The sequence below is a fragment of the Chryseobacterium vrystaatense genome (assembly GCF_000737765.1).
Lineage (GTDB): Bacteria > Bacteroidota > Bacteroidia > Flavobacteriales > Weeksellaceae > Chryseobacterium > Chryseobacterium vrystaatense.
Genome location: NZ_JPRI01000007.1, coordinates 59,623 through 73,606 on the forward strand (window position 1 = coordinate 59,623; position 13,984 = coordinate 73,606).

General features: G+C 38.0%; 20 protein-coding genes. 18 read left to right on the forward strand and 2 right to left on the reverse strand.

Annotated elements, in window-relative coordinates; translation table 11 throughout:
- Positions 1-166 precede the first annotated feature (166 nt).
- The 18 genes from IW16_RS17145 to IW16_RS17230 all read left to right on the forward strand — a co-directional run bounded on the left by IW16_RS17145 (position 167) and on the right by IW16_RS17230 (position 12,897).
- On the forward strand, positions 167-622 hold the full coding sequence (locus tag IW16_RS17145) for a DUF1569 domain-containing protein (protein WP_034747112.1): 456 nt from the start codon (positions 167-169) through the stop codon (positions 620-622).
- Positions 623-631: 9 nt separating this feature from the next.
- A complete protein-coding gene (locus IW16_RS17150) occupies positions 632-1,102 on the forward strand; it encodes a hypothetical protein (RefSeq protein ID WP_034747115.1) in 471 nt (156 codons plus the stop codon).
- Between the two features lie 2 nt (positions 1,103-1,104).
- Complete coding sequence (locus tag IW16_RS25790; protein WP_051890385.1) at positions 1,105-1,509, forward strand: hypothetical protein; 405 nt, start codon at positions 1,105-1,107, stop codon at positions 1,507-1,509.
- 9 nt (positions 1,510-1,518) lie between these two features.
- Complete coding sequence (locus IW16_RS17160; RefSeq protein ID WP_034747118.1) at positions 1,519-1,890, forward strand: VOC family protein; 372 nt, start codon at positions 1,519-1,521, stop codon at positions 1,888-1,890.
- Positions 1,891-1,899: 9 nt separating this feature from the next.
- Positions 1,900-2,442, forward strand: a complete 543-nt coding sequence (locus IW16_RS17165; protein WP_034747121.1) for an SRPBCC family protein — start codon at positions 1,900-1,902, stop codon at positions 2,440-2,442.
- Positions 2,443-2,481: 39 nt separating this feature from the next.
- Positions 2,482-2,931, forward strand: a complete 450-nt coding sequence (locus IW16_RS17170; protein ID WP_034747125.1) for a VOC family protein — start codon at positions 2,482-2,484, stop codon at positions 2,929-2,931.
- Between the two features lie 181 nt (positions 2,932-3,112).
- Positions 3,113-3,508, forward strand: a complete 396-nt coding sequence (locus tag IW16_RS17175; RefSeq protein ID WP_034747128.1) for a DUF1398 domain-containing protein — start codon at positions 3,113-3,115, stop codon at positions 3,506-3,508.
- A 124-nt stretch (positions 3,509-3,632) separates the two neighbouring features.
- Positions 3,633-4,310, forward strand: a complete 678-nt coding sequence (locus tag IW16_RS17180) for a DUF2490 domain-containing protein (RefSeq protein WP_034747131.1) — start codon at positions 3,633-3,635, stop codon at positions 4,308-4,310.
- A gap of 88 nt (positions 4,311-4,398) precedes the next feature.
- Positions 4,399-5,403, forward strand: a complete 1,005-nt coding sequence (locus tag IW16_RS17185) for a bestrophin family protein (protein ID WP_034747134.1) — start codon at positions 4,399-4,401, stop codon at positions 5,401-5,403.
- 230 nt (positions 5,404-5,633) lie between these two features.
- Positions 5,634-7,247, forward strand: coding sequence for a Na+/H+ antiporter (locus tag IW16_RS17190; protein WP_034747139.1), 1,614 nt, complete (start codon positions 5,634-5,636; stop codon positions 7,245-7,247).
- A gap of 21 nt (positions 7,248-7,268) precedes the next feature.
- Positions 7,269-7,706, forward strand: a complete 438-nt coding sequence (locus IW16_RS17195; RefSeq protein ID WP_034747142.1) for an SRPBCC family protein — start codon at positions 7,269-7,271, stop codon at positions 7,704-7,706.
- The gene (locus IW16_RS17200) at positions 7,699-8,208 is read left to right on the forward strand and encodes a GNAT family N-acetyltransferase (RefSeq protein ID WP_034747144.1); all 510 of its coding nucleotides are present in this window, start codon (positions 7,699-7,701) and stop codon (positions 8,206-8,208) included. Before IW16_RS17195 ends, IW16_RS17200 begins: the two co-directional genes overlap by 8 nt.
- Positions 8,205-8,582, forward strand: a complete 378-nt coding sequence (locus IW16_RS17205; RefSeq protein ID WP_034747147.1) for a VOC family protein — start codon at positions 8,205-8,207, stop codon at positions 8,580-8,582. The genes IW16_RS17200 and IW16_RS17205 overlap by 4 nt, the downstream gene beginning before the upstream one ends.
- 35 nt (positions 8,583-8,617) lie before the next feature.
- Positions 8,618-9,640 (forward strand): glutaminyl-peptide cyclotransferase, encoded by a 1,023-nt coding sequence (locus IW16_RS17210; protein WP_034747150.1) that lies wholly within the window; start codon positions 8,618-8,620, stop codon positions 9,638-9,640.
- A gap of 102 nt (positions 9,641-9,742) precedes the next feature.
- Positions 9,743-10,768 (forward strand): glutaminyl-peptide cyclotransferase, encoded by a 1,026-nt coding sequence (locus IW16_RS17215; protein ID WP_034747611.1) that lies wholly within the window; start codon positions 9,743-9,745, stop codon positions 10,766-10,768.
- A gap of 121 nt (positions 10,769-10,889) precedes the next feature.
- Entirely contained in the window at positions 10,890-11,816 is a 927-nt protein-coding gene (locus IW16_RS17220) for a hypothetical protein (protein ID WP_228376954.1), read from the forward strand.
- Positions 11,817-11,845: 29 nt separating this feature from the next.
- The gene (locus IW16_RS17225; protein WP_034747153.1) at positions 11,846-12,460 is read left to right on the forward strand and encodes a deoxynucleoside kinase; all 615 of its coding nucleotides are present in this window, start codon (positions 11,846-11,848) and stop codon (positions 12,458-12,460) included.
- An 86-nt stretch (positions 12,461-12,546) separates the two neighbouring features.
- Positions 12,547-12,897, forward strand: coding sequence for an arsenate reductase family protein (locus IW16_RS17230; protein ID WP_034747157.1), 351 nt, complete (start codon positions 12,547-12,549; stop codon positions 12,895-12,897).
- 41 nt (positions 12,898-12,938) lie between these two features.
- Here the strand turns inward: IW16_RS17230 and IW16_RS17235 are convergent, their stop codons facing one another.
- Together IW16_RS17235 and IW16_RS17240 are read right to left on the reverse strand one after the other, a co-directional pair.
- Positions 12,939-13,244 (reverse strand): DUF493 family protein, encoded by a 306-nt coding sequence (locus IW16_RS17235; RefSeq protein ID WP_034747161.1) that lies wholly within the window; start codon positions 13,242-13,244, stop codon positions 12,939-12,941.
- Between the two features lie 41 nt (positions 13,245-13,285).
- Positions 13,286-13,957 carry a DUF4197 family protein gene (locus tag IW16_RS17240; RefSeq protein WP_034747163.1) on the reverse strand — a complete coding sequence of 224 codons (672 nt, stop codon included), beginning with the start codon at positions 13,955-13,957 and terminating at the stop codon, positions 13,286-13,288.
- Positions 13,958-13,984 lie beyond the last annotated feature (27 nt).

Sequence of the window (13,984 nt, forward strand, 5' to 3'; positions counted from 1 at the left end):
TAATTTGCCTGGTAACTAATACCTCGTACCTTTAAATTGACGCCTTCCTGTCTAATAACCTGCACCCCGAAATCCACACCCGAAAATACGTCACCGTTTTTTTCATCACTCTGTAAAAATCAAAAGAAAAAACTGATATATTTGCTTTCAGATAATTAGAAAGAATATGGAAAATGTATTTGATGCAAAAGATGCTCAAAACTATATTGATAGGATCAACAACCTGGTAGAGGATACTCACGGTTTATGGGGGAAAATGACGGTTGATCAGATGCTTGCGCACTGCAGTATTTCCTATGAAATGGTATATGAACCTGAGAAGCATAAAAAGCCGGGGTCTATTGCAAAATTTATTTTGAAAACATTTGTCAAGCCAAAAGTAGTCGGAGAAAAAGCATATCCAAGAGATTCTCCTACAGCTCCTCAGTTTTTAATTACCGGAAGAAAAAACTTTGAAGAAGAAAAGAGAAGACTGATTGGTTTTATTCAAAAGACACAGCAGCTTGGTCCTGAGGCTTTTGATGATAAAGAGTCATTTTCTTTTGGGAAACTAAAATCTCATGAGTGGAATAATATGTTTGCCAAACACCTGAATCACCATCTTTCCCAATTTGGAGTATAAAATCACAATATGAAAAAACTTTTATGGATCCTCATTCTTGCCTGCAATTTTGCATGGGGGCAGATGCCTGATATTTCAAATGTCTGGCTGAACAATAGTAAACCATATACCGGTACCATAGGCGACCGTGGGCAGGAACTCAAACTGAAGGTCAATATTTCCGAACAGAATAAAAAGAATGACCAGGAATATTTTATTTCCGGGTATTCTCTTGTGGATGATAACTATGCCAAATACGAAGGCAAAGTCACCATTACCAAATATAGAGATACCAAAAGAAAAGGTATAGTCTTCGGAGAATATGAGCTTGCAGAAGAGCCTAAAGGAAAACATTCCGGTATTTTTAAAGGTAAATTTATTTATACCTTCAAGTGGAATAAGAAAACTGAAAAAATAGAAGGACAGTATATAGAATTTATTGGAGACTGGAAAAGTTATGACGGAACACTGGACTTTAAAACCCGTTTAAAAAACCAATAAGCATGCTAAGAAGAATAGTAGCGGTTCCGGCAGGACTCATTGCCGGAATTATCAGCATCACCATCGTTGAGAAAATTGGACATCAGTTGTATCCGCCTCCCGCTGCTGCAGGAAGTGGCGATATGACAGCCATGAAAGACTATGTAGCGCATGCCCCTTTTATGGCCCTGTTCTTTGTTATCATAGCCTATGCTCTCGCGGCTTTTGTTTCGGGGTTCACCGCTTCAAAAGTAGCCGGAAACGGGAAGCATACCTCTGCGGTTGTCTGTGGAGTTATTTTCCTGTGCATCACCATCTATATGATGGCTTCGCTGCCTACTCCCATTTGGTTCTGGATTTTGGGAATTCTTGTTTGGACACTGGTGTTTGCCGGAAGTAAATTGGCTTTAAAAACAAAAAAAATATAAAATCTCTATATGAAATTAGGAGCATTTTCAATCAGCTTAAGTGTAAAGGATCTTCAGAAGTCTAAAGATTTTTATGAAAAACTGGGTTTCTCTGTCATGGCCGGTACAATGGAACAGAATTATCTGATCATGAAAAACGAAAGTACTCTGGTTGGGCTTTTCCAGGCTATGTTTGACGGAAATATGCTGACGTTCAATCCCGGATGGGACCAAAATGCCCAGAATCTGGATTCTTTTGATGATGTACGCGATATTCAGAAACATTTAAAAGAAAATGGAGTAGCGCTTGAGAAAGCTGCTGATGAAAGTTCTTCAGGACCGGAACATATCTTCCTGAAGGATCCGGATGGAAATATGATCTTAATTGACCAGCACAGATAATTCACCTTTATGAAAATATTAAAAAAAATCATACTCGTTCTTGCTTCTATCCTTATTTTATGGATGGTCGTAGCAGCTTTTATCTCCGGAGACTGTGTGTATGAAAAGTCAATAACCATCCATGCACCCTCAGAAAAAGTATGGCAGCAAACAAATACTTTAAAAGCGATGGATCAGTGGAGCCCATGGAATGACCTTGATCCGGGTATGAAAAAAGACTGGACAGGAACCAGTGGAAAGGCAGGAGAAAAAGTATGCTGGGACAGTCAGAATGCTGCTGCAGGAAAAGGCTGTCAGGAAGTGATGAAAGTAGATGCAGAAGGCAAAAGAATTGATACAGAAATGAAATTTCTGACACCTTACGAAAGTGAAGCAGGTGCCTATGTGAAAGTTGTTCCGGAAGGTAATGGAAGTAAAGTGACATGGGGATTTACTTCAAAAATACCTTATCCATTTACGGTAATGAAAATGTTTATGAATATGGAAAATGCGATTGGGAAAGATTACCAGAAAGGCCTTTCCAGGTTAAAGGAATTGTCTGAAAAACCTTAAACAGAGACTCATTAAAACTTAACTTATAAAAAAACAATCATGGCATCAGTAAACGTTTATTTAACATTTAGTGGAAACTGCAGAGAAGCATTCGATTTCTACAAATCAGTTTTCGGAGGAGAATATCCTTACATCGGAACTTTTGGGGAAATGCCTCCGGTGGAAGGCAAAGAAACTTCTGAAGAAGACAAAAACAAAATTATGCACGTCTCTCTTCCAATCTCAAAAGAAACCATCTTAATGGGGAGTGATACGGCCGGAGAATGGGCATCTCAGTTGAAAGTAGGAAATAATCTGGCTATTTCCATCAACACAGAATCTAAAGAAGAAGCAGATAAATTATTCAATGGACTTTCTGCGGGAGGACAGGTAACCATGCCTCTGGCTGATACTTTCTGGGGAGCGTATTTCGGAATGTTTACCGATAAATTCGACATCAACTGGATGGTAAACTACGACGACCCTGCGAAAGCACAGCAACATCCTTAAGATTCATATTTTGCATATGAAATATAATTAAAATGAACCGGTGGAAATATCTGCCGGTTTTTATTTTATGATACATTTGCATTCCAAAAATTTTTAAATTTGAAGTAAAGCCACAGGATTTAAAAATTAAAGGTAGGGCGTGGTGATAAAGTTTACTGCCTCAAGCATAAAAAAAACAGAGATGAAATTTACAATTGAACAGATCAAAGCAGAGCATCAGAAAGTAAAAAGCGGAGCAGATTTTCCTAACTATATTCAGGCAATAAAGAAACTGGGGGTTTCCTATTATATAGTTTCCGTTGCTGATGGAGGTGTAGATTATTTTGATCAGGAAAATAGCTCCGTGTCCACTAGAGGTAAAGATGATGGAGTAAGAAGTATTTCAGGTATCGTTAACCTTGACCAGTTTAAAACAAGACTAAAGCTGCACCAACAGGGAGGAACAGATTATCTCACATTTTACAATGACTGCGTAGACAATGGAGTAGAAGGCTGGAAAATGGATTTGAATGCAATGACCTGTACTTATTTTGATACGGAAGGCATCGAAATCCTTGTAGAAAAGATTCCAGGCTAAAACATCAATAAGTGCGTCTGTGGCTTACTGCATAAAGCTTACAGCGTAAAATATTTATTGTTTGCAATTATTGATTTTAATTATTAATTTTGTTGTGTACGATAGATAATAGTAATTGAAATTTATGAGAAAGGTCTTTACGAAGCTGGCATTGACAGTATTAAGTCTGGGGTCAATAGCAGCCTCTGCACAGAAAAATGATTTGGGAGCATGGTATATGTATTTCGGAAATAATAAGATCAGCAGGAAGCTGAATCTTCACAATGAAATCCAATACCGGAACTTTGATGCAGTAGGAGATCTCGAACAGTTGCTGATCCGTACAGGAATCGGGTATGACCTAACCGAAAATAACAATAATGTTTTGCTGGGTTATGGTTTTATTTTAAGTCAGCCTTATGTAAACGGTGAAAAAAAAGAAAATATAGAGCATAGAATCTTCCAGCAGTTTATCACAAAACAGAAATTCGGACGTTTTAATCTGCAGCACAGATACCGTTTGGAAGAACGTTTTCTGCAGGATGATTTCAGGATGAGATTCCGTTATATGATAGGACTCAATATACCGATTACCCATAAAGAAATGCTTCCGAAATCTCTGTATGCTTCAGTATACAATGAGATATTTCTGAATTTTGACAGTCCCGTTTTTGATAGAAACAGAGTATATGGAGCTTTGGGATATGTGATCAATAAAAATATGAGAATAGAAGCAGGGTATATGAACCAGATTCAGGAAAACAGGAACCGCGGTCAGATTCAGATCGGTTTTTATAATAATATTCCTTTTAATAAAAATTAATAAAGACAGTCTTTGCCGGATGCTGTGATGAAGAAAAGAAACTGTTACTTTAAGAAGTATAATCAACACAAAAAACAAATAAACACATATGCATTCAGGGAAAAGATTTGGGGCGTTGGAATTCGCCACGTGGACAAGACGCAGTATCTATGTTTTGACGATATTAGCAGCTGTCCCAACCGTTTTATATTGTTCAGGCTGGAAATTTGTTTCCGTTCCCTGGCAGCCTATTGCCATTCTGGGAACAGCAGTAGCCTTTATTGTAGGGTTTAAAAACAATGCGAGTTACAGCAGGCTTTGGGAAGCCAGGCAGATTTATGGAGCAATCATCAATGACAGCCGCAGTTTTGGCTACATCCTGAGAGATGCACTTTCAGGAAAAGATCCTCAAAAAGTAAAAGAAATGTTTCAGCGTCATTATGCATGGCTTACAGCATTGCGTTTTCAGCTCCGCGAGCCAAGAGCCTGGGAGAATATGGGAACTGCACAATATGACGAATATTCTAAAAAATATGATATTCCGGAAAGGTTAACCAAGATAGATGATGAACTGAAAAATTACCTTTCCGAAACCGAACTTCAATATATTTTAAGTAAAAAGAACAGGGCAACACAGCTGATGGCAAGCCAGAGTAAGGAGTTATCCGAATTATATTCCAAAGGCGATATCAATGATTTTCAGTGGACACAGATCAATCAGCAGCTGGTGAAATTTACAGACGATCAGGGAAAAGCAGAAAGAATCAAAAACTTTCCTTATCCACGGAACTTTTCATCGATCACAACCTACCTTTTGCTGTTGTTTATTCTTTTTGTGCCTTTTGGATTATTGAAAGAACTTGATAAATTAGGTGAGGGAACCGTCCTTGAAGGATGGACCATCTGGTTTAATATTCCTTTTTCACTCATGGTAACGTGGTGCTTCCATACGCTGGACAGTGTAGGAGAAGCTTCTGTAAACCCATTTGAAGGAAGCCCGAATGACGTGCCGATTACCCAGATCAGCCGAACCATAGAAATTGATATGAGAGATATGCTGGATGAATCTGATCTTCCGCCAGCGATTACTCCAAAGAACAATATTGTACTTTAAAACAAAATTTACAGGTTTTCATAAAACTATACGGTTTAAAGAAAAAGGACAGAAAAAACAGGCTGGCTGAAAAATCAAAATTTTCTCGCGTCTTAAAAACACCTGCCGAAAATTTTGAATCTTTACGTTAAACCCAAAAAGAAAAATTTAAAATCCAGCCTTAGCTGAGTGTTAACAGCCTTGCGTTAACAACATTGAAATCAAAAAACAACTTAAAAAAACAACTCAAAATGATTCACAGTTATGTTATAATATCCATTGCAGTCCTACTGTCTGTGATGATATTGGTGATGATAGGACAAAAGCTGAAAGTAGCGTACCCGATCTTCCTCGTGATTGCCGGTCTTCTGATCAGCCTTGTCCCGGGAATGCCACATATCGAAATAGAACCCGATCTTGTATTCCTTATTTTCCTGCCTCCGATTTTGTTTGAAGCCGCCTGGTTTACTTCATGGCAGGATTTTCACAAATGGAGAAAGCAGATCTTTTCAATGGCTTTCGGTCTTGTATTTCTTACTTCCATAGTCGTCGCCTATCTTTCGTCTTCCATTATTCCGGGACTTACAGTTGCGATGGGATTCCTGCTGGGAGGTGTAAACTCTCCGCCTGATGCAGTAGCTGCTACTTCAGTGTTGAAACATATGAAGATCCCTAAAAAAATTACCAGTATCCTTGAAGGAGAGAGTCTGATCAACGATGCTTCCAGTTTAATTGTTTTTAAATTTGCTCTTGCAGCTGTGATTTCAGGACAGTTTATCTGGAGAGATGCGATTCAGGATTTCTTTACTATGGCTGTGGGTGGCGTAGCCGTTGGAGTGGCTACAGGGCTATTATTTGGAGCTTTACTGAGGATCATTCCTTCCAACTCCAATATTGACACCGTAATTACATTGATCGTTCCCTATATCATGTATGTGGGCGCGGAACATTTTCATTTTTCAGGAGTTTTGGCTGTAGTGGCCGGAGGACTTTTAATGTCTTATAATTCACATTGCTACCTCAGTCATACGTCAAGGATACAGTCCGGAAATGTATGGAGTGTACTCATATTTTTGATGAATACCATTATCTTTATCCTGATCGGTCTTGAACTTCCGGTAGTCGTTGCCGCGATGAAAGATTATACGATTTCAGAGGGAATCTTTTACAGTGTAGTGATTGGAGGTGCTATTATTTTCACAAGAATACTGTACAGTTATGCAGTGATGTATTTCCCGAGACTCTGCTCAAAAGAATTAAGGCTAAAAGTTCCCAAACCGGACTGGAGGGAACCATTCATCATAAGTTTTGCAGCAATGAGGGGCGTTGTATCGCTTGCTGCCGCGCTCTCAATTCCTGCATTTTTACCGAATGGAGATGCTTTTCCACACCGTAATATCATTTTATTCGTAACTTTCGTTATTATATTAATCACACTGGTAGGACAAGGACTTCTTCTGACTCCTATCTTGAAATGGTTGAAAATAGATGACGCCGGAAGCGAACTTCCGGAAGAAAAACAGGAAGTAATTCTGATGCGCAAACTGAAAGAAACAGCATTGCACAAACTGGAAAATGATTTTTCCGATCTGGCAGTGACCAATACACTGGTACGTCATCAGAAACATAAACTGGAAACTGAAATGATGCTAATGGCAGATAAAGCCCAGTGTATGGCCTCTACCGGAGATTATGTCAATGCAATCAATGAAAACAAAGATGTACTCCGACAGGTCATTCAGGCTCAGAGAAATGAGCTGCACAGAATGAAAAAAGAAAAAATATTTGATGATCACGTGATGCGATCTATAGAAATGCAGCTGGATTTTGATGAAGCAAAGATTACGGGATTTTCGCACAGTTAAATCATAATTAAACCTGATAGTATGAATAAGCCAATCATTGTTCAGTACAAAATAAATGCTTCCACCGAAAGTATATGGAAAGCGTTAACCGATAGAGAGGAAATGAAATCCTGGTACTTTACAATCCGGGATTTCGAACCGGAACCGGGTAATGAATTTGATTTTTATGAATCCTCCGAGGGAGGTAAATATCTTCATCGCGGACGTATTTTAGAAATTGTACCCAACCGGAAACTGAAGCATACCTGGACATATCCTGAACTTTCAGAGGCGGTTACTACAGTAACATGGGAGCTTCAGAAGGAAGAAGACGGAACGCTGGTAACATTGATTCATGAGAACATCGAAGGTTTTGATGGTTTAGGTGAAGCTTTTTCCAGAGCAAGCTTTACAGAAGGCTGGAATGCAATTATCGGAAAGGGGATGAAAGAATATGTAGAAAAACAAGTAAATGATTGAGCTGAAAACTTTTAAAATACAGGACACTTCTGAACTGATCTCCAGGATTGAAGACAAAAGAGCTCTTCTTCAGTTTGCTGGTCCTGCCTATCGGTTTCCGCTGACCAAAGAACAGTTGGAGAACGATCTGAATAATGAAAAAAGATTCCTATTCAAAGTTTCTGACCAGACCACCGGAAATGTGATCGGACATGCGCAGATCTTTTTAAAGGAGGCGACGTTTCTGCTTGGAAGGATTCTGATCTGGGATCAGAACAACAGAGGAAAGGGGTATGGAAAGAAAATCGTACAGGAGCTCCTGCAATACGGATTTAGCCATTTTGATAGAGAAACAGCAGAACTTAACGTGTACGACTGGAATACAGGAGCTATTGAATGCTATAGAAAAGTAGGCTTTAAGATCGATCCTGATGTGATGAGTGAAGTCAATTTTGATAATGAAGTTTGGTGCTCTCTCAATATGAAAGTCAGCAGAAGCACTTTTGAATCTGAGAAAGTATGACCTTTACGGCGCTCCGTCCTATACTTTGGACAGACAATATAGAGGAAACAATAGAATTTTACACCCATATTCTCGGGTTTACTCTGATCGAAAGAAATGATGACTGGAAATGGGCCTCACTCCATAAAGACGACATACAGATGATGTTTTCTCAAAATGAATATGAAAAATCCAATGGAATAGGCTTTACAGGATCATTTTATTTCAATGTAGATAATGTTGAAGAGCTTTGGGAAGATCTTAAAACAAAGACCAAGATCTGCTACGAAATCGAAACCTTTGAATGGGAAATGAGAGAATTTGGGGTGTACGACAATAACGGTTATATACTACAATTTGGTCAGCCCGTGGATAATATTGGCAAGACGGAATAAATTTTGCTATTTTTGGGGAAATATTTAGAAATTCAATGAAAAAGAATATAATAGTAGGTTTAGCTGTAGTTTTGATGCTGGCATCTTGTAATAAAGATGAAAAGATTCTGAGCACGCTGAATGAATATAACAATACTATGGTAGAAAAAGGATATCATTTCGGTGATAAACTTGAACTTCCAAAAGAGGTAACGGAGAATGCGGAAAGTATCAGTATCAGTTTTGGAGATAAAGAAACTTCAAGCTTAACGGTCGATCCCAAGTTCTTTACCTTAGGAGATAATGCCGTTACCTTTAATATCAAAACAAAAGGAGGGAAAACCCTCAATCAGGATGCAACCATCAATGTGTTTGCGAAAAATCCTGAAAAAAATATAGCCTATCAGATTATTGCAGAATATCCACACGATCCAAAGAATTTTGTACAGGGATTTCAGGTAGAAGGAAATACTATCTATGAAAGTGACGGACAGAACGGGTCTTCACAAATCCTGAAATATACGTTGGGAACAACAACTCCGCTGGCATCTACGAAGCAGGCTCAGGAGGATTTCTCGGAAGGTAGCACCATCGTTGGAGATAAAGTTTATCAGCTGACGTGGCAGAGCAAAAAAGGATATATCTATGATAAAAGCTCTCTGAAACTGCTTTCAGAATTCGCTTATCCAAATGTGTTGGGTGAGGGCTGGGGGCTTACTTATGACGGAAAAAATCTGATTGCATCAGATGGAAGTAAACTTTTGTATTTTCTTGATGTCAACGATCCTTCAAAACTGATCAAATATGTTGCAGTAGCGGGAAGTTCACAGATCTATGATCAGCTGAACGAACTGGAATATCACAATGGATTTATCTATGCCAATGTATGGCAGAAACCTGTGGTTTTAAAGATTAATCCTGCAACAGGAGAGGTAGTGGGAACATTTGATTTTACAGATATTGCCGGACAGAATACCAAAGGAAGTGATGACGTTCTGAACGGAATTGCTTTCAAAGGAGATAATATGCTGGTAACCGGTAAAAACTGGCCAAAAATTTATGAAGTTCAGATCAAATAATTTAAAATATAATCTATACATAAAAAAATAGCGTTCCTCAGGAACGCTGTTTTCATTAAAGGACTAAAAAATTACTATTTTTGACGAATGATTAAGAATTCACTGAAAAGAAATATTATAGCTGGTTTAGCCGTCATTTTCCTGTTGTCATCATGTAACAATAATGAGAAAATGCTTGATTCTCTGGCGGATTATAATAATTCAAGGGAGGAAAAGGGATACCATTTTGGAGAAGAGCTTAAGTTGCCCAAAGAAGTAACAGATCATGCAGAAACCATAACGATTAGTTTTGGTGATAAGGAGACTTCAAATCTAACCGTTGATCCCAGGTTTTTTACGTTGGGGGATAATGATGTTACATTCATTGTTAAAACCAAGAGCGGAGAAACCTTAAATCAGGATGCAACGATCAATGTCTTCGCGAATAGTCCGGAACAGAATATTTCTTATGATATTGTCGCAGACTATCCTCATGATCCGACTAATTTTGTCGAAGGATTTCTTTTGGAAGGGAATACGGTTTATGAAAGCGCAGGATTGGATGGTGCTTCCAAACTTATAAAGTATACTTTGGGATCATCGGTTCCAAGCCTTGTCGAGAAACAGCCTGCCAATATTTTTTCTGAAGGTTGTGCGATTGTCGGTGATAAAATTTATCAGTTAACCTATAAAAATAAAATAGGTTTTGTTTATGATAAGAATTCACTGAAAAAGCTTTCTGAGTTTCCTTTACCTAATGTAATAGGAGAAGGGTGGGGGCTCACTTATGACGGAAAAAATCTTATTGCTACAGACGGGTCAAAAAATCTTTTTTTCCTGGATGTCAACGATCCTTCAAAGGTGGTGAGAACAGTTGCCGTCGCAGGACATGCCGAGATATATGATAATATTAATGAATTGGAATACCATAACGGCTATATTTATTCCAATATTTGGCATAAGCCTGTTATCCTGAAGATCAATCCTGCAACAGGAGAGGTAGTCGGGAAGTTTGATTTCACAAAATTAACTCAAGAGAACGATCAGGGCAACAGCGAATATGTTTTAAACGGGATTGCCTTTAAGGGAGATCATATGCTGGTGACAGGGAAAAATTGGGCAAAAATTTATGAAATTGCCATTAAATAATTGAGCTTTTAAAATTTAAATAAAAGAGCGTAAATTGCTGACGTTCCGTGAAGGAAAGTTATCTTTACCAAAATACACTTTGAGAATACTTTATATTATATTGACCTTCTTGTTCTGTACATTGAGTGCACAGAAAACCCTTTCTTTTGATACTCTGAAACTGAAGGAAGCTAAAGATATGCTGGCAGACGATTACGGGAATCTGTATATCTACAAAAACAAAGATTTCAGTTTTACCAAATACGATTCTTTAGGAAAACAGCTTGGGAAACTGATGTTCACAGTCCCATACAAAGTACAGTCTGTACAGAACCCACTGAGCCTGGTTTTATTTTCAGAAAATGCTCAGGAGATGAAGTTTGTCGATCAGAATATGAACGAGATCCAGAAAGTAGATTTTAAGCAGAAATTTGGTTTCATTAAAATGGCATACGCGGAAGATCTCCAGCAGCTATGGCTTTTGGATGACAGCACAAAACGACTCATTCAGTATAATTTCAGAAATGATACCACCATCAATTCCTATCCCTTTGATGTCAGTTTTGATGATCTGATGGATTTACTCGTCTATGAAACAAAGGTTTATATTTTAACCAGAAAACATATCGGGGTGTATTCGCTGAAATTTGAAAAACTCTTTGAAGCACCACTTGAAAACGGGAAAAGATTCAGAAGGGAGAATGAAACCATTTTGGTGGTTGCAGACCATTCGATTTTGAAATACGATCCCGAAAAAGGAATGGTCAAAATTTTTGAAGATAAGGAGGCACAAATTGTGGATAAAAACATCCTTTCTTATTTTGAAATCAAAGCGAACAAACTCTATCTTTACAACCTGGAAAAAATAAGAGAAACTAAACCACAGACAGAACCCGAAACCAGGCAGAATGCTGTACCAACGGTTACAGAGCCATCATCTGAAAAACCCGCTGGAGAAGAAGGAACGAAAAAGGACACAGAAAAGAAGGAATCTGAACAGAAAGCTACTGATGATACTTTGCAGCAGCTGATACAGGACACTTCCGACGTTCAGACTGTTGGTGTTTAGACCAATTAATTAAAAAAATACTTAGGAGAATGCACATTGCAGTTACAGGAAACATTGGAGCAGGAAAAACAACTTTAACCACGATGCTAGCGAAGCATTACGGATGGGATGCACAGTTTGAAGATGTAGACCATAACCCTTATCTTGAAGATTTTTATGCGGATATGAGTAAATGGAGTTTTGCACTGCAGATCTATTTTCTGGGAAGCAGATTCCGTCAGGTGAAAGAAATCAGAGAAAGCGGCAAGAATATTATTCAGGATCGTACCATCTATGAAGATGCTCACATATTTGCAGAAAACCTGAATGATATGAAACTTCTTTCAGACAGGGATTTCAATAACTATATATCGGTTTTTGGCCTGATGAAATCATTTGTTTCTGCACCTGATCTTTTAATTTATTTAAAATCTGATGTTCCGAATCTTGTGAAAAAGATCTACAAGAGAGGTCGGGAATATGAAGCATCCATCAGCATCGAATACCTTTCAAAACTCAATCAGAAATACGAAAAATGGATTTCTGACTATACAGAAGGAAAGCTCCTCGTAATTGAAGTAGATGATCTTGATTTTGTAGAAAAACCGGAAGATTTCGGACTTATCCTTGATAAGATAGAAGCAGAGCTGAATGGCCTGTTTTAACAAATTTTTATCACAATTTAAGATCGCTTTCGATTCATTTCTTCCTAAATTTGAAGGAGAAGTTTAATTTATTAAATGATTATATTATGATGGTTAAGGTTTTACATAACGGAAGCTGCTCGAAATCCAATGCGGTTCTTGAGTATCTGGATGAAAATGGTGTTCCTTTTGAGATCATCAACATCGTAGAAGATCCATTGAGCATCTTAGAAATCAAAACAGTATTGAAAAAGCTTAATCAAAGCGTATTTCATATGATCCGTAAAACAGATAAACTGTACATGGAAAAGTATGCTGATAAAAATTATTCTGAAGAAGAGTGGATTAAGATCCTGTCTGAAAATCCTTCGCTCATACAAAGGCCGATTTTGATCAAAGGATCTGTTGCTATGCTGGGAAGACCCATTGAAAATGTGAAATTTTTTATTGAAAAATAATGAACATAAAAAAAGTCAGCGCAAGCTGACTTTTTTATTTTCTATAATAGAATGACACCTTCTATTTTTGCTACTTCTTTATAAATTTTGACTACCTGATCTGCATCCAGAACGAATGCATTGATGTTACAGGCTGTATATTTTCCATTTTTGCTTTCTCTGTTACCCAGTGTAAACTTGATGCCGTCAAAAACTTTGTAAATTTCGGTAAGTTTAGCATCGTCTGTAGGAATAATAAATTTAAATAAATAATCTTCCGGAAAGTCATGATGCCCTTCCAGTTTCTCCTTCAGTGATTTATAAAAATCCTCGGGATTTGCGTGTTGATTTCCTTGTAATATATCCATCTGCCTATGTTAAATTATATATAAATATAGCGAAAATTTTTCTATTTTCCAAGTGGTCCAAGCAGTGCCTTAGAGTTCTGATGCTCGTAATCTTCGATGATATTGAACAGACCGTTGACCAATTGTTCAGACGCCAGTTTGCTTAATCCTCCGGTGTTCACATTGCTGTTGCTTCCGCCAAGAAGACTGCCTAAAAGATTGTTTCCTGAAAGAGCCATGTTGATGGTTTTTGCAATGCCGTATTCATTCAGTTTCTCATCCACTTTCGGAGCAATGGCTGCTACGAGCTGCTGTGAGGTCTTTTCTTTTAAGATCTGTGTGGCAGTCGTGCCTTGGATAATTCTTGTCACATCCTGTGCATTCAGGCTGTTAACAGCATCCTGCAATATCGGTTTTGAAATATTGACGGTATAAGAAGCTGCCTGTGCAATAAAATCTCTTTCTTTGGCTACAAGGGAAGGCGAAATCTTTTCCAGGGTGGAGTTGATGTCTCTAAGCTCCTTTGGAAGAGCTTTGTCGATCATATTGTTTTGTAGGAAAGCTTCCTTATTGCTGTAGATGCCCATTCCTTTATCGATACCATTCAGTAAAACCCTTTTAATGATCGATAAGCCAAGGTCAGTAGTAGCCATAGTCTGGCATGACTGCACGCTGGTTAGAACTAATGCTCCTGTCCCAATTAATAAGGCTGCCGTTATAATGTATTTTTTCATTGAACTTTTTCTTATTTTTTCAAATAT

What these genes read in the sequence shown, in the direction of transcription:
- IW16_RS17145 (WP_034747112.1), top strand. Translation starts at nt 167, where the DNA reads ATGGAAAATGTATTTGATGCAAAAGATGCTCAAAACTATATTGATAGG.
- IW16_RS17150 (WP_034747115.1), top strand. Translation starts at nt 632, where the DNA reads ATGAAAAAACTTTTATGGATCCTCATTCTTGCCTGCAATTTTGCATGG.
- IW16_RS25790 (WP_051890385.1), top strand. Translation starts at nt 1,105, where the DNA reads ATGCTAAGAAGAATAGTAGCGGTTCCGGCAGGACTCATTGCCGGAATT.
- IW16_RS17160 (WP_034747118.1), top strand. Translation starts at nt 1,519, where the DNA reads ATGAAATTAGGAGCATTTTCAATCAGCTTAAGTGTAAAGGATCTTCAG.
- IW16_RS17165 (WP_034747121.1), top strand. Translation starts at nt 1,900, where the DNA reads ATGAAAATATTAAAAAAAATCATACTCGTTCTTGCTTCTATCCTTATT.
- IW16_RS17170 (WP_034747125.1), top strand. Translation starts at nt 2,482, where the DNA reads ATGGCATCAGTAAACGTTTATTTAACATTTAGTGGAAACTGCAGAGAA.
- IW16_RS17175 (WP_034747128.1), top strand. Translation starts at nt 3,113, where the DNA reads ATGAAATTTACAATTGAACAGATCAAAGCAGAGCATCAGAAAGTAAAA.
- IW16_RS17180 (WP_034747131.1), top strand. Translation starts at nt 3,633, where the DNA reads ATGAGAAAGGTCTTTACGAAGCTGGCATTGACAGTATTAAGTCTGGGG.
- IW16_RS17185 (WP_034747134.1), top strand. Translation starts at nt 4,399, where the DNA reads ATGCATTCAGGGAAAAGATTTGGGGCGTTGGAATTCGCCACGTGGACA.
- IW16_RS17190 (WP_034747139.1), top strand. Translation starts at nt 5,634, where the DNA reads ATGATTCACAGTTATGTTATAATATCCATTGCAGTCCTACTGTCTGTG.
- IW16_RS17195 (WP_034747142.1), top strand. Translation starts at nt 7,269, where the DNA reads ATGAATAAGCCAATCATTGTTCAGTACAAAATAAATGCTTCCACCGAA.
- IW16_RS17200 (WP_034747144.1), top strand. Translation starts at nt 7,699, where the DNA reads ATGATTGAGCTGAAAACTTTTAAAATACAGGACACTTCTGAACTGATC.
- IW16_RS17205 (WP_034747147.1), top strand. Translation starts at nt 8,205, where the DNA reads ATGACCTTTACGGCGCTCCGTCCTATACTTTGGACAGACAATATAGAG.
- IW16_RS17210 (WP_034747150.1), top strand. Translation starts at nt 8,618, where the DNA reads ATGAAAAAGAATATAATAGTAGGTTTAGCTGTAGTTTTGATGCTGGCA.
- IW16_RS17225 (WP_034747153.1), top strand. Translation starts at nt 11,846, where the DNA reads ATGCACATTGCAGTTACAGGAAACATTGGAGCAGGAAAAACAACTTTA.
- IW16_RS17230 (WP_034747157.1), top strand. Translation starts at nt 12,547, where the DNA reads ATGATGGTTAAGGTTTTACATAACGGAAGCTGCTCGAAATCCAATGCG.
- IW16_RS17235 (WP_034747161.1), bottom strand. Translation starts at nt 13,244, where the DNA reads ATGGATATATTACAAGGAAATCAACACGCAAATCCCGAGGATTTTTAT.
- IW16_RS17240 (WP_034747163.1), bottom strand. Translation starts at nt 13,957, where the DNA reads ATGAAAAAATACATTATAACGGCAGCCTTATTAATTGGGACAGGAGCA.